This window comes from Xanthocytophaga agilis, assembly GCF_030068605.1.
Taxonomy (GTDB): domain Bacteria; phylum Bacteroidota; class Bacteroidia; order Cytophagales; family 172606-1; genus Xanthocytophaga; species Xanthocytophaga agilis.
Genome location: NZ_JASJOU010000018.1, coordinates 91,466 through 112,095, shown reverse-complemented (window position 1 = coordinate 112,095; position 20,630 = coordinate 91,466). Strand labels below are relative to the sequence as shown.

The window sequence follows — 20,630 nt, the reverse complement described above, 5'->3', positions numbered from 1 at the left end:
GAAACCACTTTTTTTATCACTCTTCTTTTATTATGCTTATCAGATCCATTTTTACAGTCTGCCTGCTGGGGCTATTTTCATATGTTACACAGGCCCAGGTTTCGAAACAGGTTTCTGCACAGCCTAAAGTAACCAATTCCAACCTCAAGTTAGACCCTAAGTTACACATTTCTATTGCTGTACAATCACTGACAGGTGGCAGTCGTAAATCCTGGAAGGTAACCGGCCTGAATACCAATGGGTACAAGCGGGGGATAGATGGCCTATGTATGGACGATAATATTTTGATATTGAGTAGTGATCAAAATGCCAATTACTCTGAAGGTGCAAAAGTATGCACGAAGTCAGTTAGTCAGGTGAACAATCTAAAATGGGAGTTGAGTCACGATAATAAAAAGTTATTGCTGAGCGGACTGCCAGTTCCGACTACGGATAATAAAAATGCAATGCTTGGTTTTCTGTTAGGGAGCGAGGCTGAAATCGTGGAGTTGAACGATACAACGTTGCGTTTAAAATTCAAAGCAACTGATGGGTATGTAAATGGAAAGTTGACCTATGTTACCAATGAAGTGACATATACCGCTCAATAGAACGAATGACAATTTTCATTTAAAAGTTTGCCCTCTCTTCATTATTTTTTTCAATAATGAAGAGAGGGCGTTTCTTATTGGGTTAGGATGGTGTAGAGTCATTTTATATATAAAAGTACTCCAATAGCTTCGTACGGCTTTTTACCAACTTTGAATTAAAAGGTTCATAAACAAACTTTTGTTTATTCTCTACAACAATTTTAAAGGGTTGTTTTAACTTATGTGTCAGGTGATATACTGTTAGATACTCAGCCAGATCTTCATGTGTGCTACTGGTACTATACAGCGAAAGTAGAGGTGTTTTGGCCAGTGACTGATATAGTTTTCGTGCATAACTGACAGGCACAGCTTTACCTGATTGAAACCGATTAGCTAGCAATAATGAGTCCTGATAGGAACTTGCCAGTTTGGTTCTTGCTGTCCAGATCCCTTTTGTGAAAGCTGCTGAAAAGGAATTGGCAACAGAAGAAGGTGGTTCTGCAATTAATTTTAGCGATCCATCTACAACATGGGTAGTTTCATGCAATAGTACATACACCAGTGCATTTAATTCTCCTGCTATCAGAAAAACTTTGGTTTGAGAATGAGTACTATCATAACAGGTAAGTTCTTTAGTTGTTAACCATTCTGAGATCGTTTGTTTGAGAATAGCAGCCCGAATCGTAATATCATACAGGGTAAACTTGTCCTCAAAATTTATAGTGGAAGTCAGTGCAGTATTGGGCATATTGTCCAGAAAGTTGATACTGCGTAAGTGTTCCTTGAGTACACGTTGATGCAAAGGTGGCAAAGTGGCAAACGCTTCGGCTATGATTTTTTCCTCTTCTGGAGTGACTTTGTGTTCGCTTGGGTTCATCCCTGCCTCTTTGAATTTTTCCAATACGCTATCGGAGGTTTTTCGTACCCGTTGCGTAAGTGGAGTTGTCGGATCTAAGCCATAGCGTTTCTGGATCATTGACACACTGTCGGAACCTATTTGTTGAGCGGTTACAGAGATAGAGAGTACAACCGCTGACTGAATCAAAAATAGAAAAACAAAAAGTTTACGCATAGAGAAAATAAGCTAATTCTGGTATAAAGAAAACACTTGTAATCGAATTTAAAAATAGTAGTGAACTATATGTTACTTTTGCTCAATACCATTTCCATATTTGTTAGTTGCATGAAGGAAAAACTAAGAGCACATATAGACAAGATAATACCTCTGACAGATGAGGAATTTGCATTTGTGTCTTCTCACTTTATAGAGAAAAACTATAAAAAACGCGAGTTTTTGATTGAGCAAGGAGAAAATGTCAGGTATGCCTATTTTGTGCTTTCAGGACTTTTAATGCTGGGATACAACGACGAAGCTGGAAAGCACCATATTGTTTCATTTGCTATGGAAGACTGGTGGGAAACCGATTTTCTGGCTTATCATACCCAGACCAAAGCAACTTTTTCATTACAATGCCTTGAACCTACTCATGTACTCTGTCTTTCATTGGAAAACTATCAGAAACTATGTGCAGGTCTTCAGAAGATGGAACATTTCTTTCTTTCCAAAGCTAATTCAGGACATATTTCCTCACAACAACGTATTCTATCTTTTTTAACTTCTAATGCCACTGAGCGGTATGAGCAGCTCCTCAGACGTTATCCTGCTCTATTGCAGAGAGTACCTAAAACGTTGATCGCTTCCTATCTGGGTGTTTCGCGCGAAACCTTGAGTCGGCTATCCTCATAGGCTGCTTTTTGTAAATGTGAAGTTGTGATGTTTGTCACACAAAGAAATTCTGTAGTCTGCAGACCTTTGTCGTGTATATTTTTATTCACTGTTGTGCCTGTAATGGCATAAACTAACACATGGACAAATGGAAAAACGAGCAATTAATCCCTGGCAATGGCAGGATCAACGTAGTTACGTGCAGGCTGTTGAAGTAAAACAAACAGAAGGTATACTTTATTGTTCAGGACAGGCTGCAGTACATGCCGATGGACGATCCAGTACAGATGATATGAAAACGCAATTACTTTTGGCCATCCGGAATCTGGAACAAGTGATTCATGAAGCAGGATACGAATGCCAGAATATTGTGCGGTTGAATGTCTTCACTACTTCATCAGCAGAGTTATTTACCTGTTTTGATGTATTTCAGGACTGGGTTGCAAAACACAGTATACAACAAGCTACCACTCTGCTTGAAGTGAAAAGCCTTTTCGAAACCCTGAAAATCGAATTGGAAGCTACTGTTGTGAAATAGTCTTAAAGCAAAAGACTTGGTTGTATTAACTGTCCAGGTCTTTTGTTTTATGTAAGATAGAAAAGATTATTGCTTAACTACACAGTTCATAACCGAGAAGCTTTGTGTATATAAATGAATGAATTTTCATTCATGTGCCGTTTTTATCGTATTTTTATTTCTATATATGTATAACAGACTTTTTGCTGAAGAGATCTATTGTAAATTAATTTAAGCGATATTGGCTAGAATTTTCAGGAAGTACCCTTCTAAAATGATGGAAACTTATACAACTTACTGGTGAACCGGGAAGGGTTATATCATCTCAATATGAAGAAGTTAGCAAAAGAGGCAGGGTTAGCTATCGGGACGGCGTATATCTACTTTGACAGCAAGGAGACAATTATTAACGAATTGTACCAGAAGATTGTACGAGAATCTGAGGTGGTAGTTTTTAAAAACTTTCAGTCTGAGCCACCCTTTAAAGGAAACGATCATAGGGATGATGAGAAACCTTGTTATATTTTTTGTCTCCAACCCAGATTATTTCAGCTTCCTCGAACAATATGGTTTCTCACCTATACTGCTGAAAGAAAGCAAAGAACAATAGTTAGGTATTATTGACCCGTTAACCGAACTTATTGAAAAAGGGAAGAATAAAAATATCCTGAAAAATCTTTCCACTGTACTTCAAAAACGCTGAGATTGTCTGTCAGACTGCACACTAAAGAAACTTAGGTTATGTAAAGGACGCTGCACTTTTTTGTCGTAAAATATCAATATTCTCCAGCAGAGATTATCTAGCTTTGTTATAGACTAACACAGATAATCAAACTTCATATGCCAACTGAAAATACCCAACAGCTAGTACAGGATTTCCTGACACATCTAACCAATAGAGATCTGGATAACTTAACCCTTCTTTTTGCAGAAAAAGTAGACTGGTACATACCAGGTAATGAAACCCTGGCTCACTGGACAGGAAGAAGACATAGCCAACAGGATGTGAAAAATTTCTATGAACTTCTGTGGTCTCAGACTGAGCCTCTTACAGTACAGATGGATTTACTATTGGTAGAAAATAATCAGGCTGTTATTACAGGTGAGTTTTCAACCCGAATGCTTGCAACGGATCAAATAGTTAATTCCTTATTTTGTATTCGGCTATCTATAAAAGATCGTCACATAGTTTGGTATCGGCTGTTGGAAGATAGTTATGCCGTTTCTGAAGCTTTACAAAAAGCTTAAGTGGTACATTACTGCTTACTTTTGTTAGTGTATTCATAGGAAAGTTGTTACAGTTTCATCTATATTGAAGTAATAGTAAAAGTTGAGTAAATAGCTATGTCAAAACTTCAGGATGAAAAAGAAAATGTAATGCAGTTGCTCCTTTCCGGTTAACTGGAAAGTATTGAGTTAGGATGGAAAATTGCTAAATCTTAATATTGATCTTAATGAGGTGAAGCAGGATATGGAATTATACTTCGACTGGTTTGGGAAGTATAAAAGCCTAACTTTTAAAAAGAAAATAGGTAAGGCTACAACTGAAATAACTATTGATTTAGTAAAAAGGAGGTGGTCCTAAAAATTGGGACACAAAACTTGTCACGCCATCGGCATGATATAGTGCCGGTTTCAAAAGCGAAGTAAATCTCATCCGTTCGCATATGGGCTTCAAAGATGTTTCTCAATGGACAAAGTGCTTGCAAAATTAGCCAACAACTAGGCATTAGTGAAAACGAAGCGTATCTGTTTCGGTGATTTATCGCTGGAAGAATGAACAGTTTGCTCAATCAAACTCCTCCAATATAGAGAAAAAACAGTTTCAGTTGGCGAGCTTTTGCAAAAAGTGGAACAGTTGCAAGAGCAACTACGAGAGGTAGAAACAGAGCGAGATATCTTAGAGCCGATGCCATGAAGCAGATACGCTTCATTCACGTAGCAGGTTAAAAAGTAGTGGCTATTTTTTCCAAATCTCCCTAAAAGAAAAATATGAATGGGTAGAATTATGGAGTAAAGAGTTTGAATTCAGACTAGGGTGCTAGAACGTTTGTGCCAGGTTTTGAAAGTAAGTCGTAGTGGATTTTACCGGTATCTGAAAGGAGAAACTTATTCGGTTTCAGAACAAAAACAGGAACTGAATCAACAGATTGAAGCTTTGTTTTGGGAACATAAAAGACGCTATGGAACTCGTCGTTTACAAGCAGAATTGGTAGCTCAAGGTAGAATAATAGGTAGACATCAGATCCGAAAAATATTGAAAGAGAAAGAGTTACAGGCCATTCAGCCAAAAAGCTTTGTACCTAAAACCACTCAATCCAAACATGGAAAACGGAATTCACCAAACTTGCTTTTGGAGCAAGCGAGAGCAGAGAAACTAAACCAGATTAATGACTACCGCATGGGCTGGTATCAGACATCACATACTTGCCTTTAGCGAATGGCGGATTTGCTTATTTGACTACTTGGATTGATTTGTTTTCTCGCTATGTAGTGGGCTGGCAAGTAGGTAAAACCATGGAGGAAGAATTAGTTATTGAAGCTTTACAAAATGGATTACAGACCAGGAAACCAACACCTGGATTAATCCTGCATTCAGATCGAGGTGGTCAATATGTCTCCAAAAAGCTGAGAGCGTTGATCAAAAAATGGAAATGCAATCAAAGTATGTCTAGAGCTGATCAAGTATACGATAATGCTGAATCCGATGATACTCACGTTGCTGGATGATACTCACGTTTCAGATTGCCGAATCATTTTTCTCTCGCTATCATAGCCGAGCTGGTTAAAGCAGAATTGGTGGAAAATGGGACTTTTTTATCAGCAGAAGATGCTAAGACGGAATGTTTTGAATACGTTGAAATTTATTATAATCGAAACTATACATTTTTATAGAGATAATTTTAGTGTTTAGATTGAATCATCTGTAATCAAATGTCTGTTTTATTATGCTTCCAAACAGGAGGTATTCCGCTTTGGGCTATAAAAGTCCAGCAGAATTGAATAACTTTACCAAATTAATCTCATTTACTGGCAAATCGTGTGTCCCGGTTTTTAGGACCATCTCAAAGGTAGTATGAGGAAAATGATGTTTTTTATAAAGTAGTAGCTTAAAGTGAATAGGAGAAGATTTTAGTTAAAAAAATAAAGAGAATATAGAGAGAGCACTATGGAGTATTTGCAGTATAGAATACCAGTTTCTACTGAGTTTAGTGAGGTTTTCTCCCATTTCTATTTTGCGGAAAATAGATCTGAACATTCTATAACGAAAACGCTTCTGCCTTCCTATCAAACCATTCTGATTTTTAGTTTTGGAGCCAGTGCCTTTCTTTACACAGAAGAAGAACAGATCCAGGTTAACAAATGCATTGTTTTAGGTCCGATTAAAAAGGCCTTTACCTATTCTCTTCTGCCCAGTACCCAACTATTGGTTGCCAACTTTAAAGATGATGCATTTTACCGTTTTTTCGGATCTTCTACTATTGCCGAAAATTTACCTTTGGATCCGGACTCTCTTTTGGAAGAAAACTGCTTTACAATACTTAGAGATGGAATGGCTCAATTCAAAGATCCAGTAGATCAGGTTAATTATATTTTATCATTTTGTAAACCTTACTTGAAAGAGAGAAATGTAGTAGTTGAAAAGCTAGTACATCTAAAGCATTCTGCCTATAACCCGATAAAAAAAGTTGCTGACAATGAAAACCTGAGCGAACGCTCTATTCAGCTAAACCATAAAAAATATTTAGGGTATTCAGCCAAAGAACTAACCCGATACCAACGTTTTCTAAAAGCGATTGAAATGATACAAAGTATTGCGACAAAGGCAACAAAGAACGATTGGTTTGAGATTATAGACAAATGTGGTTACTATGACCAAAGCCAGTTGATAAATGATTTCAACTATTATATAAACCTTAGTCCTGCCAAATACCTCAAACTACAATGTGATATTTGCAATCCTATAAGCTGATACTCATTTTCTTACAATTTTAAACAAAGCCCAAATTAAGGTTTATACCAAACTATTAATGGAGCCCATTGTGATAGTGCGTTTGTGATAGTATGTTGTTTTGTATCTTTCCCAACCAAATCGTATATCTCAAGCATTTTTTTCATACGTCTTTCTTAGCTTCCAGGCCAATGCGGTTTTGCAAAATCACGTCAACATTGCCGATAGTGGTGCTGCCTAAGATGGCAGAATTGGTAAGATGGCCTTTAACACTGTTCTTTCTGATGCGCCAAGCCCTTGGATATATCTACTTTCCGGCATTGAAATACAAAGGTTAGAATAGGACTGATCTTCGTTTCAGCGATGTAGGCGCTGGACACTTCAATTGATTGGAGCAATGCTGGTAAAACCTGATCCGGATAATTAATCCGGATAATTAATCGGAAAACTACTCCGTGAATAAACAAGCTGAAAACATAGCCAGCCAGAAAATCAGGGAAGTTCGTTAGAAAAAGGTCTATCTGTTACTGCACAATTTTGTAAGGCAATAGTGAGTAGTTCCCATGCATTCTTCATCCAGTATTTAATTGTTATCATTCTTGATCAATTTTTGATCCTTTTATTTAGCTCTTTTAGTAGGTCCCAGAATCTAAAGCGGACTGATAGACTTTAGTTTCGAATCTATTATCAAGGAATTGCGCTATACCAGGAGTAGTGGCACCTGTGGGAAATTTACAACAAGGATCAATTTATTTTTTTGAGACATACTACCTCACATGGCTTTCTATAACTGCATCCAGTTCCTGCAACAATTGCATAACTTGTTTAATCTCTTCGTTAATTCGTATAAGACGTACAGTCATAACTAAGGATTTCAAGCCTGTGAGAAATAAGTGCTGCAACTATTGGACTTGCTGAATCTATTCTTCTGTATACATTACGTTGAATGCAAATAAAGACTTTTGTGAAACCTTCACAACTAAAGCTTTGCCAGTTTTAATCAGTAACATCAGGCTCAAGGAAGCGGTGTATTATTATTCATTGGTAAGCCTGCCGATTATATTTGTAGGCTATCTATACGTAAACCGGTTCTGTAAAAAATGGATTAAAATTTTTTATTGGTAAATTCTACTATGCAGACTTTAAAACCTGCTTATTTTTTTGGTATTTTCAGGTAGGATTTCCAGGTTTGGAATCCCTTTCGTGGACTGGCATTCTCATCGATTAAGCCAGTATCACGCCATAGAATTGTAATATCGTCTTTGCTGCCCCAGGCCTGCCAGAGTTGGTCATAGTCACGCAGCACAAAGTTGATCACAAACAACATATTTTCATGATTTGATGCTGTAAGCAATTGACTGATATAACGATCCTGTTTGTCCTCTGTGCCTTCAAATGTAATTGAATTAGTAAATACCGAGAATCTCTGAGCCGGATATCCCGTTTCTGTAATGGCAATGGGTTTACTGGTAAGCGAAAATAACTGGCTAAACATATCTGTAGGCAAATCGCCTGTTAGATAGCGGGTCTGGTAGGAGTAAAGTGAAAATCCCAGAAAATCGGTCTGTTGCAGAATTTGCGTCAAACCTTCCGTTTGTTGAGCGTGGTCTGCATCAGTATAGCCTTCCAGTAAATCAATGCCACTAACTGATACAGCAACAGGCAAATCTGGATAGGCTTTCTTTAGTTGCTGATAAACATAAGTATGCAGCTCCAGGTAATCCTGCCAAAGGGAAGGATTGAGCTTCAAAAGCAGGTTCACCTCAATGCCCATCAGAAAATAATGAGGATTGAAAAAATCGATACCTCGTTTGCAATAGGTTAGGTACGCTTTCTTTACATCCGGATGATTGAAAGAATAGGTATTCCAGGGGGAGGGCATATCCATATTGGGTGTAGCGGCCCGGTAAGAAGCCAGGGCAACCCGGTCAAAACGGATGGGGGTAAATGCCAGAAATACCTTTTGGGAAGGTAATGTCCGGGATTTACGATAAGCCCAATCTTGTTGTAAGCCTGGATGAAAAGCTGTGTCTTTCAGTGCCTCCACCCACGGTACACCATCGTCGAAGTGATGACAGACTATATCGGCACTTTGTTCGAGTTGGGTATAAGTGTAATCTATGGCAGCTGGCGTTAAAGCGTACGGAAGAGGGGTAAAACCCATATAGTAAGTACGGTCCTGAGGATTGAGGTTTTCTTTCTTTTCACATCCTGTCTGGGCAAGTGTAAGTATGCTTATCACTCCCCAGCCTACTGCCCAAAGGATTTTGCTGAAACTGTGCTTGACCATGTTGCGCGAATTATCTGTTGCAGTTGATAGATCGAATTTAATAGTAATGATATAAATCAATTTTTGGAATTAAAATACCTTTGATGTATTTCTAGTAAAGCTTTGATTGCATAGTAAGTTGTTTACTACAAGGAAAGGATTTCCAAAAAAGAGTAATTTTTGAAATGAGAACCAAAAAATACCATCCCCAATTAAAATCTCTTCGAAAAATAGTGACTGTATAGTTGCAATGTTAAGCATAGATAGTAGAGGCAGAGAATCTAGTATAGAGTTAGTAACTCAGATAATACCCTTTTATATTCGTTTTTTACGTAAAATTCTACCTCTTACTAAATAACCAAACAGCTTCTATGTCAGTCCGGAAAACTGAAAAACGGAAAGTAATGGAATTACTTCTTTCCGGAAAGAAGCAACCTGTTGTTTTTGGATTGGAGATAGTCCAAGCGCTGCAGATGGTCTTACTGCATTTAAAAACAATAGTGCCATTGCTTATAGTCTGATTTGATCTGAAAAACCATCATTCCCAGAATAACTGTTGGCTGTAGCTACAACAAAGGATAAATAAATTAAATTGTTTAAAAGTACTACCCTTACTCCACAAATTAGCTGTTTTGTCAATATAAAAAGCTTTGTTCTGTCTGGTTGAGCTATAGGCTTATGGTATATGTTTATGGTATAGGCTTATGATTCAGGATAGATAAGTGAAATACGCTTCAAATGGGAAAAATCACTATCTTGAAGTCTATTTTCTTTTATTCTAAAACAAGCCCTCATGTTTGAAATCTTTTATACTTATCTGACTGATAAAATTCGGATAACCGAGGAAGAGTTTGAACTGATACGTTCAAAAGGGATTATTAAAAAGCTCAGAAAGCGACAATATTTGTTGCAGGAAGGTGATGTATGGAGATACTATGCCTTTATATGCAAAGGATGTCTGCGAACTTACCGTGTCGATGCACATGACAACGAACATATTCTGAAATTTTTAATAGAAAACTGGTGGGCGGGAGACAGAGAAAGCTTACTGAATGGTACCCCTTCCCGATACAATATTGATGCACTCGAAGATTCAGTATTACTTTTGTTTCCCAGGCAAGACTTTGAAGCCTTACGCGATCAGATTCCTGCTTTTGATCAGCTGATAACCAATCTTATTCATCGCAGCTATATTGCCTCTCAGGAGAGAATCCACGCCGCGATTAGTTATACCTCTGAAGAGAAATATCTCAACTTTATCGAAAAGTATCCTGATATCTTCAATCGGGTTCCACTGCATATGATCGCCTCCTACCTGGGAGTTTCTCCGGAAACACTAAGCCGGATCAGACATCTGGCCGTTAAAAAATAGCCCGTTTTTCCACTCTGGATTCTGAAGTCTTGACATTTGTCAAGACTTTTTCTTTGCATAGCTAAAGGTATTTTTCCTGTAAATGTCAATGGAGAAGACCCTGATCGGGTGCAACTTTGTATTGTTAATCAGATTGTTAATCAATCAGAGATTTTAAACCCAACAGATATGAAAATAGGAATTATAGGAGCTGGAGCTATCGGAAAAGCGTTCGCTCAACAGGTTGCACAGGCCGGATATCAGGTAATGATCAGCAATAGCCGCGGTCCTGAAACACTTGCTGAATTGGCACATCAGTTAGGAGACAATGTCAGTAGCACCAGTGTAGAGCAGGCAGCTACAGCAGAGGTAGTATTTCTGGCTGTACCCTGGCAGAAACTCAGAGATGTTGCCTTGAGTATACCCAGTCTACAGGGTCGTATTGTCATAGATCCTACCAATCCCATCTTACCTGGATTTAAATTGGCTAATTTGGGTGTTAAAACGTCCAGTGAAGTGGTTGCCGAATTATTTCCCGGAGCAAGGGTCGTAAAGGCCTTTAATACTTTACCTCCTCACCTGGTAGCCGCAGATCCGAATCAGGCAGCAGGACATAGAGTGCTGTTTTATTCAGGGAATGATCAGACTGCCAAAGACATTGTTGCAGGAATAGTAAACCGGTTGGGGTTTGCAGGTATTGATCTGGGGCGGCTGGATGAAGGAGGTAAACTACAACAGTTTCCCAATGGAGTATTAGCTGTCCATAATTTAATCAAGTTAAGCTAATCGAAGACAGTTTTTCATTTTCTCAATTTATAAATCAGCTTATAAAACAAATTAATCAATATATATGTCACCTTTAACTAACAAAGTAGCATTGGTCACAGGAGGAAGTCGTGGCATTGGTGCTGCAATCGTAAAACGTTTGGCTGCAGATGGTGCCAGTGTGGTCTTTACCTATTTGAATGCCGAAGAGAAGGCCGTAGCTCTGGTTACGGAAATAGAAAAAAAGGGAGGGCATGCGCTCGCTATCAAAGCCGATAGTGGTAATCCCAAATCCCTGGAGCTGGCAGTGGAAGAAACGATAAAAGCGTATGGACAACTGGATATTTTGGTTAACAGTGCCGGTATCTCCGTATATAGTCCTGTAGATACAACGGAAACAGATCCTGCTGAACTGGAAAAAATTCTGGCAGTTAACCTGAGTGGTGTGGCAGCTGCTACCCGTATCGCTTCCAGATATATCGGCGAAGGCGGACGCATTATTTCCATTGGTTCTACCTTTGCTTCCCGTCTTGGAGGATTTTCAGGGTTTGCTGACTATGCAGCCACCAAAGCAGCTGTTGCCGCTTATACCAGGGGATGGGCCTGGGACCTGGGTAAAAAAGGAATAACGGTCAATACCGTAGAGCCAGGGCCTACAGCAACCGATATGAATCCGGATAATACAGATTTCGCCCAGAGCGTAAAATCCGGTCTGGCATTGGGTCGGTATGGAACAGTGGAAGAGATTGCAGCGGCAGTCGCTTTTCTGGCAAGTCCAGAGGCCTCTTTTATTACAGGTTCGACATTAACTGTTGATGGTGGACAAAATGCGTAACACTTTGTAACAGAACAGACAACGTAACAGAACAGACAACAGCTTTTTATCTGCTAAGAGAGCTGTTGTCTGTTTTATTATGCTTCCAAACTATACATTTTTATAGAGATAATTTTAGTGTTTAGATTGAATCATCTGTAATCAAAACTATCCTGATCCGATATTCCTCTCTCAAAAAGTTATTCAACTGCCAGAGTTGTGCAAAAACCACGTTCCATTTCTAGGATAAAAGTACACTTGAGTTGGAAGCTTCTGATTAGTGGGGCTCATTTTTACTTTGTTTAGGTGGCAAAGCTATGTCTATAGGTGGTTAGATGTAGTATCCCAGAGTATATCTAGTTAGACGTAGTGTATTTAGCCGGATGTATAGTGCCTGTCTGACTAGAAGCTAGTTTTAAGCTAGTTGCCCACAGAATAAAGACCTAACAGATAATTCGCTTCAGAAAGTCATCTGACCCTTTTGGGGTAGGGTGACTGTTCTTTTCCAGGTATGTGAGCAACATAGTTGTAAAACGGGTTATAGAATAAGCCAGATCATCTGTTTAGTTTTATACAAAATAAAAATGTCACAGTCCTGTTTGACTTCCATGTCCTGTTTGACTATCCACTTCATCCGTATACCTATGAAACGTACTACATTTATCTCAGCTTTATCTGGTCTGATTACCCTACCCTCCCTATCCTTTGCAAGGATTGGACACCTAGTTGATCGGGTGACAAAAGGCTTTAAAGTTTCAGCCGGTGAAGGAAGAAAACACGGACATTTAAAGTTAAAGGGAGTAAACCAGAATATGCTGGATGTAAAAATATCGGGTAGTGACACCAATGGCGATCTGGCCATTTTTGAACAAACCTCCCTTAGCAAAGGCAGAGGTACTCCTTTGCATGTCCACCCTTCAAAGGATGAGATATTTTATGTGATTGAGGGCTCGTATTTGTTCAAGGTGGGTGAAGATAAATACACTCTTACCGTTGGGGATTCTATTTTCCTTCCCAGGCAAGTGCCTCATGCCTGGACTCAGGTCTCGGATAAAGGGAAGATGTTGGTTGTACTGCAACCGGCGGGCAAACTGGAAAACTTTTTTGTCAATGTGGCATCACTCGATCATGAACCCTCTGCAGATGAAATCACCAAGGAGTTTGCCAAAAATGAGATGAAAGTAGTTGGCCCTCCCTTGCCTTTGGAATAGGCAGTATCGTGGCGCAACCTTTGCTTAAGCTGATACTAGCAAATGATATTTGCTCTATTTTACAGGATTATTTCAGCGCAAAAAAGAAATTCAGAGCAAAAAGAAATAAAGAAGAACCAACCTGTTATAACCTTTTGGTTATACCTGTTTAACAGCTAGTTGCCATATCTTTTACCATCCATTGTGGGAACTAGCTAACCACTTTGAGAACCCTTCGTAAATATCCGGTTTTGTACAAACCCACTTCCTTTGTTAGGCATAAATTTTATAGGTAGTATGCGTTTAAGCTGTGTAAGCGTCGATTTCAGGGGTAATTGAGGAGTTGAAGAAGTAAGCTGGAATGGATGCTGAATCAACCCTAAACACTCAATTGTGCAGCTATTTTTAGCCTTGACGCTTTCCAAATGATTTGCATCTACTTCCATACTTCTTACCTTACTTTTGAAATCAGTCTGGCTTGGACTATATGTATTCTTCTTGTAAATTATTCTTCGTTGATAGTATAGTGATTATGATAGTATAGTGATCAAAAGTATATCAGATTAAAGATGCGAATAGTTTTGGTTCGGCAGCTGTATGGTAAAAGCTGTTCCCTTCCCGAATTGACTCTGTAAGGTAATGGTTCCTCCCATGCGTTCTACGGCTTGTTTGACAATATATAACCCTAATCCAGAACCATCTGCTTTCTCTGTTGCTCTGAAGAACATAGTAAATACTTGTTGTTGATACTGGTCAGGTATTCCTTGTCCATTGTCCTGTAATACAATAAATGCTTGCTGAGCTGATACGCTAACACTGATAATAAGCATGCTTCTTACTTGCTTGTTACGATACTTGATTGCATTGGAAATCAGATTCTTGAAGATAATACTTAATCGTAATTCATCTCCCCAGAAAATACCTGTCTGGGGCAATTCCTTTTTTATATGAAGTTGATCTACCTCTGGATAATACTGCAACTCCTCCAGACATTGATCAATAATTTTATCGAAGTTAATCGGACTCATACTAACAGCAGTATTCAAACTACGCGAGTGTGAGAGTACAGATTTGATAAAATCGTCTAACCGGTTAATTCGATTCTCCATTAAATGTAGGTATTGTAGTTCCTGTGCAGGAAGTATTTCCTTATTAATAAGTCCAAGCAGTCCCATGATCGAAGCAATAGGAGAACGGATGTCATGTGAAACTTTATAAACATACTGATCTAACTCTTCATTGGTTCTCGATAGCTGCTCATTGACTTTTTCCAGACTTTGATTACTTGCTAAAAGTTCCTGGTTTGATAGGGCCAGTTGCTGAGTCATTTCCTCCATTTTCTGAGAAAGTAGCTTCTGTTCGTGAATATCGGTAAAGGTTCCAACCCAGTGGTTGGTAGCAACCGAATAGACTGCCGTACTCAAATGCCAACGATATTGCCCATCAAACCGTCTCAATAGTAGTTCTCTTTCAAACCTTTCATGGGTTTGCAGACAGTGTTGCCAATGCTCTTTTACTGCCTGTTGCTGCTCTATGGGTACACATACAGAATAAATTGTATCAAAGTCATTATGAGTGGACAAGCCAGTGTAAACATACCAGTTGTGATTAATATAAATAGAAGTATCCTCCCCAATAAAGGGATTAGTAGTCCAAACCAGTTGAGGTAATGATTCGATCAGCCGCTCAAATTCTTTATAAGCCTGAATTGTCTTATCCTTCCGTCTGAGTTCTTCAAGCTGAACCTGTAATTCCTCATTGGCTGCGTAGAGTTCCTCATTGGCATGTTGTAATTGGTTGTTGAGATCTTTCCATTCATCCAGGCTGGGAATGTCAATAATCTTAGGAGTAATTTTAATAAGCACCACGGCAGTACCCAGAGAGGCCAGAGCCGTAATGATTCTAACAATGACATCCAGCTTATACAAGGGTCTCCAGATGTTGACTACATCAAAAATATGGGTAATGCCACATCCACAAATAAAAACAGCAAATAGAATAACTATCCAGATATATGAAAAATCCTTCCTCTTCAGATAGATATAACCCAAGGCTAAGGGAATCGAAAAATAGGCAATGGCAATGATACTATCCGAGATGGCATAGGGCCACAAAACAAAGGGTTCCCAAAAATAACAATGTCCGTGTGGCATGAATCGCTTGTCCACTAAATCAATCCATTCTATCATGTCAAATCATTTAAAGTAACATTATTATAATACACCTTTTAGTGCATTCTCCATAAGGAGAAAAAATCCATTTCTTACTTTAGCCTACTACGTTGTATTTGTCAATTTGATACATAAAATGACAAATTTAGTATACTATAAATTTAGTATAGTATTGGCGCTTACAGCCTGAAATGGAATAAGACGAGTTTCAATTGTATGCCAGATCAGGAAAGAAACAACTTTACCAAAAGCAGGAATAACTTTGGTAGAAGGTAAATGCCTGTAGTAAAATGTCCTATTAAGCAAAGCAAGCTAAGTGAGTGTTACTCGGAATAAAATTGGGTGGATCTAACGCCTTAGAGGAAGGCTTGGCTTATCCAACATATTATGAAAGCTTGTTTTTGATTTTCGGACAGAACTTAATAACGCCGTACAAAGGGCTCGCCAACACCAGTTGGGAACATATGGGACGGATCGGACTAATGACGGATTTGATGCTACACTAATCGGCATTACTCAGGATTTTCCACTTGGGTTCTGAAGTAGTTGATCTTACTTTGGTTGAGTAGTAGTCAATCCTAGCTTGTTTCAGAAATTGTTGCATTAATTAAGTAATAGCAACTCAATATGATTCCGCTTAGTCAAGAACAAGCTCATGGCTAAGCGGATAATAAAAGACAATCACTTTAGCATCCGTAGAAAGATACTTTTATCTGGCAGAGGGGGAGTTCTGATTCTCAGATTGTCGCTTTATATTCCATGGACCAGGGAGTGATTGAAAAGAGCAACAGAGGTTGGTTTGGCTTTTATCTTTCCCAACCAAATGTAAGTTCAATCATAAACAATAACGTAGTAGAACGTTCGTCTTTAGGTTCGGCAGGCGAGGCTGTATAATACCATTCATCTTTCAAGGCTGTGTATGCCCCCATATAGGCTCCCAGACTTAAAACATATTTTTTTTCAGGCCATCGCCATCGGTAGCCACCATTGGCCAGTAAGGCGACATTGCTGAAATGACTTTCCCAGTCACTGCCATCATTTCCGGTTGAACTTCCGAAAGAGTATTCGGCCAGGCCACCAATATAAAATGCACCTTTCTGAGTAAGAAAAAGACTTTTGTAGCCTGCTCCCAAGCCCAGTGCCAGTGGTGAAACAGTCACATTTTCCTCTCCGCCTATAGTAATTATATGATACAACAAGCCCAGATAAGGTATTCTCACATGAGACATCAGGTAGCCTTGTTCTGTCAGACGGAATTCACCCTGAAAGACAGGACCAAACTGCAGTACACCCAGCGGATTGATACCTAGCATTCGTTTGGGTAATGGTTTAGATTCTAACAAATAGCTGGACTGCGATAAGGGATAGCTGGACTTTGATTGTGTAGAAATGGATTCAACCTGTAAAGCAGTATCAGATGCCTTATTCATGTGAAGATCCATCTGCGTAGGAAGATAGATCCGTTTTCTTAAACCCACTTTTGATTGTGCATCTGAACTGTGACTTATAGAGTAATCTCCTATTTGTATAGGCGGGTAGGAATGAAAATATGTTGAGCTTATCTGGTAAAGGGATGTGGACTGAGTAAATTGCTGAGCAAAGAGAGGTTGCTGAGCAGAAAGTATGGATATGAGCCACAGGCAGCCTAACGTGGTAAGAATAGATTTTTGCATGGGTTGTAGGATAAGTAATACTATCAAAATAATTCAGGATACAAGGCAAGAATTGGGTTAAAGCATAGTCGAGCTGCTAACAGAAAAAACAGAAAGGCAGAATATATATTGTCATGATCTGGTACAGTTGTAATATGTTAGAGAATATAAAATCCACTTTCAGATAGAATGCATATACAAAAAACATATACAATCAGTGTCTGATGTATGGATTCAGACTTTGACCTATTGGTCTGATGAATCAAAGGTAAAGCACCTTCCACCCTTATGTCAATAGAATATAAGTTACCATGAGAACATACCTTACAATGGCCTTCTGTCTGCATCTGGGAAGAAAGTAAGCGTAACAGAAAATAACAGCTGGCGTACCTAATACCAGGACTTGAAAAAAGGAACACAGGAACACAGCTAGAAGGTATTAAAATCAGTGGGAGTTCTTGATCGCAGCAGAATAAATTGAGTAAGCAGGCTATTTCCTGGTAATATATACTACACTGAAACTCTGTATATTTAGCACTTGTCTGTAGCAGGCTTTGTGATCATTTGCAGAAGGCCGTAAAGCTTATCTTCCAAAAACTTTATTGATGGCTTCGGTGCGGTTTTGTACATGGAGTTTCTTGTAAATACGATGAATGTGCTGACGGACTGTACCAGATCCGATGGATAGCTGATGAGCGATCTCTTTGTAAAAAAGTCCTTTGGAAAGGCCATCCAGAATTTGTTTTTCACGTTCAGAAAGATGATACTCTTCCGTTTGTATTGCCTTTTCCTGAAAAGCAGTGACTACTTTTCGCGCAATGGATGCACTCATGGGAGAACCACCAGCTGCCAGTTCCTTTAAGGCGTCAATGATCTTATGGGGTTGTGTTTTTTTGAGCAGGTATCCACTTGCACCTGCTTGAAGCGCTTCAAAAACCTGTTCACTGTCTTCGTAGATGGTAAAGACAATACATTCAACAGAGGGATAAAAGTTCTTAATAGAACGAATGCAATCAAGTCCATTCATGGCAGGCAGGCTGATATCCATTATCAGTAAATCGGGTAGATTATCTTCCATACCTGCCAGTGCCGTCTCTGCACTTTCATAGGTGGCTACACAGACAAATTCACCAGTTTGATGGAGAAGAAAGCGTAATCCTTCCCGAACTTCTACTATATCTTCTACAATACTAACCCGAATTGGCTTTTCCATTATCATTCTCTAATCAGCAAAGATGCAAGCTACAAAAGCAGTTCTTTATTCTCAATAGAACATATGTTACTATCTTCAGAACTATGTTACTATCTTCCCAAGTACATTCAATATAGTTAGTCTCTATCTAATATGTACACTAATGAGAATACGATAATGGGTATAATAATGGATACAATATTACAGAAAAGCTAGTTGATCAAAAACCAGAGCTTTTTTATCTGGTATAGTTACCAGATAAAACCGGTTTATTATGCATTTCCTAGTATCAAATCAGTGTTTTGATACTTTGACCCAATCCACACATGTTAGCTACCTTATGGATTGGGTTGTTTAGTTGATTGATGCAGCTATTGCAGCTCAATAAAAACACGAAGAGAGAGGATAGTGCCTTGTGACATTTTACTATTTGAATCAACACTATCCCCCTCAGATAAAAATAACAATTCACCGCCAATCTCTGAGGCTCGTCGCTGCATATTTTTCAGACCATTGCCAAAGACCCGCTTAGATTCTACATCTATACCCTTGCCATTATCCCTTAGATAAAACAGTAATTCTCCTCTTTGTGCCCTTTGACTAAACCCTTGTTGTAGTTGCTGATATTCTATAGAGAGTTCTTTCCACTCAATACGAAGCTCTACCTGTGAAGCATCCGCATGCTTGATAGTATTATGTACGGCTTCTTTCAGAATCAGATATACATTGCGTCGGAAGGATTGTCCAAGTGAAACTTTTGGGACAGATGGAGGCGGAAAAAAATGATAGGGAAGCCCTGCATTTTCCAGGGTTTCGGCCAGGTTAACACGAATGTATGCCAGTAGATCTGGCAAAGTATTATACTCATCATTGATCAACCAGATTACCTCATTCATTTTTTCAATGAGTCCGCTGGCCGTTCTGCTTAGCTTTTGTAAGGTTGTATCTGATGATACGTTTTCCGGATTTACTTTCCGGAGCTGCTCCCTCTCAGGAGAATCAACTACAGGTGAATGGTAGGAACTGTGCAGGGAGTGTGTTAAATACAACATAGAGGTAAGGCCTGAACCTATTTCATCGTGTAACTCCTGACTGATGCGTTGTCGTTCCTGTGCCTGTCCTTCTAGCAATGCTTTCAACCGTACATTTTCCTGTTGAGCCTGTAGCGTAGCAAGGGTGGATTGATACAAAGTCTGTCGCTGTATATAATAACGATAGCCAGATAAAAGAAGAAGTATCATCAGCGCCAAAACGATTCCTGAGGCAATGAGCCAGTTACGTTGCAGACGGGTCTGCGTTGTCTTTTTCTGCAGAAGCAAATTTTGCTGCAGTGCCTTGCTGCGCTGTTTTTGCAGCTGGTACTGGGTTTCCAGTTCCTGAATGTTGTTGACTATCTGATCATTATGAATCAACTGCCGGATCGAGTCCTGTTTGTCAAGTAATGGTATTACTAAGTGATCTTCCCGACGCGCAAGTGCTATTTCAGCCCGCATACGGTATAGATCTGAAAGGATCTCTTTGAAATTGTTTTCGCTTGCCAGGGCAATAGCGCTGTCCGCTGTAGCAGCAGCGAAGAGAAGTTGCTTTTTTAAAAAATAATTTCGGGCCAGCCCCTGCAGGATATAAGCTTTTGCTGAAAGATCTTCTACTGCATCCGCCAATGGTAAGGCTTTTTTGAATACCTGCATAGATAAATCCGCCCGACCCTGACTATTATAAATCTGTCCCAGATTAATCAGAGCGGTTTCCTGTAGGATCAGATCTTGCAGCGCTAGTCCGGTCTGATAAGCCCGTGTCTGATAATGAATGGCTTTGGATAGTTGCTCCATCTTCAGATAAGCATTGCCCGCATTGATACATGCCTGGCCGATAGCATAGGAATCCTCTCCTTTTTCGGCTGCCTGCATAGCTTGCAATGCATGAGATAACGCTTTTGTATATTCTCTGAGATTAATGTAAAGTCCGGCCAGATTATTATGCAATAAACTGATGGCTTGTCCAAACGGTTGATTTTCAATAAGAGCCAGGGCTTTTAATTCATAAGCGGCTGCTTGTCTGTAATCCTCCTTATACTGATAGACACTACCTACATTCGCATAGGATTTCCATAACTGTTGGGTCAATCTATGTTTTTTACACAAGGCTACAGCCTGTAGATTCAGACGGAGTGATTCGTCAAATTTACCTTGGGTATTGAGCACAGCAGTGTAATTGCTGATGTATTTGACAACACCACTCATATAGCCAATCCGTTCACTAAGGTCTCGGGCCTGCCGATAAAAATAGATGGCAGAATCAGGTTGATTGCCTTCGTATTGCTGACCCAGTGTCAGATATAACAATACCTTGTTTGTATCTGCAGGTGTGGTGCGCAACACTTTTTGCAGGCTGTCTTTAGGTAATCCTGCTATAAATTGTCCATATAAGCTTCCACTTATTAGTCCCAGTGCTGCCAAAAATAT

At 39.3% G+C, this 20,630-nt stretch carries 20 protein-coding genes; 12 read left to right on the top strand and 8 right to left on the bottom strand.

The genetic code is table 11. The features are described from left to right. Positions 1-32: 32 nt before the first annotated feature. Complete coding sequence (locus QNI22_RS34360) at positions 33-590, top strand: hypothetical protein (RefSeq protein ID WP_314518288.1); 558 nt, start codon at positions 33-35, stop codon at positions 588-590. A gap of 103 nt (positions 591-693) precedes the next feature. Here the strand turns inward: QNI22_RS34360 and QNI22_RS34355 are convergent, their stop codons facing one another. Continuing rightward, complete coding sequence (locus QNI22_RS34355) at positions 694-1,641, bottom strand: hypothetical protein (RefSeq protein ID WP_314518286.1); 948 nt, start codon at positions 1,639-1,641, stop codon at positions 694-696. A 111-nt stretch (positions 1,642-1,752) separates the two neighbouring features. Between QNI22_RS34355 and QNI22_RS34350 the strand changes: the two genes are divergently transcribed. The 7 genes from QNI22_RS34350 (at position 1,753) to QNI22_RS34325 (ending at position 6,785) form a co-directional block, all read left to right on the top strand. Then, entirely contained in the window at positions 1,753-2,316 is a 564-nt protein-coding gene (locus QNI22_RS34350) for a Crp/Fnr family transcriptional regulator (RefSeq protein ID WP_314518284.1), read from the top strand. 127 nt (positions 2,317-2,443) lie between these two features. Continuing rightward, positions 2,444-2,833, top strand: coding sequence for a RidA family protein (locus QNI22_RS34345; RefSeq protein ID WP_314518283.1), 390 nt, complete (start codon positions 2,444-2,446; stop codon positions 2,831-2,833). Between the two features lie 279 nt (positions 2,834-3,112). Then, the gene (locus QNI22_RS40430) at positions 3,113-3,436 is read left to right on the top strand and encodes a TetR/AcrR family transcriptional regulator (RefSeq protein WP_419836262.1); all 324 of its coding nucleotides are present in this window, start codon (positions 3,113-3,115) and stop codon (positions 3,434-3,436) included. Between the two features lie 216 nt (positions 3,437-3,652). After that, positions 3,653-4,060 carry a nuclear transport factor 2 family protein gene (locus QNI22_RS34340; protein ID WP_314518282.1) on the top strand — a complete coding sequence of 136 codons (408 nt, stop codon included), beginning with the start codon at positions 3,653-3,655 and terminating at the stop codon, positions 4,058-4,060. An 814-nt stretch (positions 4,061-4,874) separates the two neighbouring features. After that, positions 4,875-5,249 carry an IS3 family transposase gene (locus tag QNI22_RS34335; protein ID WP_314518279.1) on the top strand — a complete coding sequence of 125 codons (375 nt, stop codon included), beginning with the start codon at positions 4,875-4,877 and terminating at the stop codon, positions 5,247-5,249. Continuing rightward, the gene (locus QNI22_RS34330; protein ID WP_314518276.1) at positions 5,240-5,542 is read left to right on the top strand and encodes a DDE-type integrase/transposase/recombinase; all 303 of its coding nucleotides are present in this window, start codon (positions 5,240-5,242) and stop codon (positions 5,540-5,542) included. The genes QNI22_RS34335 and QNI22_RS34330 overlap by 10 nt, the downstream gene beginning before the upstream one ends. Positions 5,543-5,981: 439 nt before the next feature. Next, complete coding sequence (locus QNI22_RS34325) at positions 5,982-6,785, top strand: helix-turn-helix domain-containing protein (RefSeq protein WP_314518273.1); 804 nt, start codon at positions 5,982-5,984, stop codon at positions 6,783-6,785. A gap of 1,132 nt (positions 6,786-7,917) precedes the next feature. On the opposite strand, the gene QNI22_RS34320 is transcribed toward QNI22_RS34325, so the two are convergent. Together QNI22_RS34320 and QNI22_RS34315 are read right to left on the bottom strand one after the other, a co-directional pair. Next, on the bottom strand, positions 7,918-9,054 hold the full coding sequence (locus tag QNI22_RS34320; RefSeq protein ID WP_314518270.1) for a hypothetical protein: 1,137 nt from the start codon (positions 9,052-9,054) through the stop codon (positions 7,918-7,920). A gap of 348 nt (positions 9,055-9,402) precedes the next feature. After that, positions 9,403-9,540, bottom strand: a complete 138-nt coding sequence (locus tag QNI22_RS34315) for a hypothetical protein (protein ID WP_314518268.1) — start codon at positions 9,538-9,540, stop codon at positions 9,403-9,405. 286 nt (positions 9,541-9,826) lie between these two features. On the opposite strand from QNI22_RS34315, the gene QNI22_RS34310 reads away from it, so the two are divergent. From QNI22_RS34310 to QNI22_RS34295, 4 genes are all read left to right on the top strand, one after another. Next, positions 9,827-10,405, top strand: a complete 579-nt coding sequence (locus QNI22_RS34310) for a Crp/Fnr family transcriptional regulator (RefSeq protein WP_314518265.1) — start codon at positions 9,827-9,829, stop codon at positions 10,403-10,405. Positions 10,406-10,441: 36 nt separating this feature from the next. Continuing rightward, entirely contained in the window at positions 10,442-11,170 is a 729-nt protein-coding gene (locus QNI22_RS34305) for an NADPH-dependent F420 reductase (RefSeq protein WP_314518263.1), read from the top strand. Between the two features lie 64 nt (positions 11,171-11,234). Next, entirely contained in the window at positions 11,235-11,984 is a 750-nt protein-coding gene (locus QNI22_RS34300; protein ID WP_314518261.1) for an SDR family NAD(P)-dependent oxidoreductase, read from the top strand. A gap of 623 nt (positions 11,985-12,607) precedes the next feature. Further along, entirely contained in the window at positions 12,608-13,174 is a 567-nt protein-coding gene (locus tag QNI22_RS34295) for a cupin domain-containing protein (protein ID WP_314518259.1), read from the top strand. 194 nt (positions 13,175-13,368) lie between these two features. On the opposite strand, the gene QNI22_RS34290 is transcribed toward QNI22_RS34295, so the two are convergent. The 5 genes from QNI22_RS34290 to QNI22_RS34270 all read right to left on the bottom strand — a co-directional run bounded on the left by QNI22_RS34290 (position 13,369) and on the right by QNI22_RS34270 (position 20,624). Beyond that, positions 13,369-13,599: a hypothetical protein gene (locus QNI22_RS34290; RefSeq protein WP_314518258.1), complete on the bottom strand. Its 231-nt coding sequence runs from the start codon at positions 13,597-13,599 to the stop codon at positions 13,369-13,371. Positions 13,600-13,716: 117 nt separating this feature from the next. Then, positions 13,717-15,342, bottom strand: coding sequence for a sensor histidine kinase (locus QNI22_RS34285; RefSeq protein ID WP_314518256.1), 1,626 nt, complete (start codon positions 15,340-15,342; stop codon positions 13,717-13,719). A gap of 788 nt (positions 15,343-16,130) precedes the next feature. Further along, positions 16,131-16,997: an outer membrane protein gene (locus QNI22_RS34280; protein ID WP_314518255.1), complete on the bottom strand. Its 867-nt coding sequence runs from the start codon at positions 16,995-16,997 to the stop codon at positions 16,131-16,133. A gap of 562 nt (positions 16,998-17,559) precedes the next feature. Beyond that, complete coding sequence (locus QNI22_RS34275; RefSeq protein ID WP_314518253.1) at positions 17,560-18,189, bottom strand: response regulator transcription factor; 630 nt, start codon at positions 18,187-18,189, stop codon at positions 17,560-17,562. A 350-nt stretch (positions 18,190-18,539) separates the two neighbouring features. After that, positions 18,540-20,624: a tetratricopeptide repeat-containing sensor histidine kinase gene (locus QNI22_RS34270; protein WP_314518251.1), complete on the bottom strand. Its 2,085-nt coding sequence runs from the start codon at positions 20,622-20,624 to the stop codon at positions 18,540-18,542. Positions 20,625-20,630: the final 6 nt, after the last annotated feature.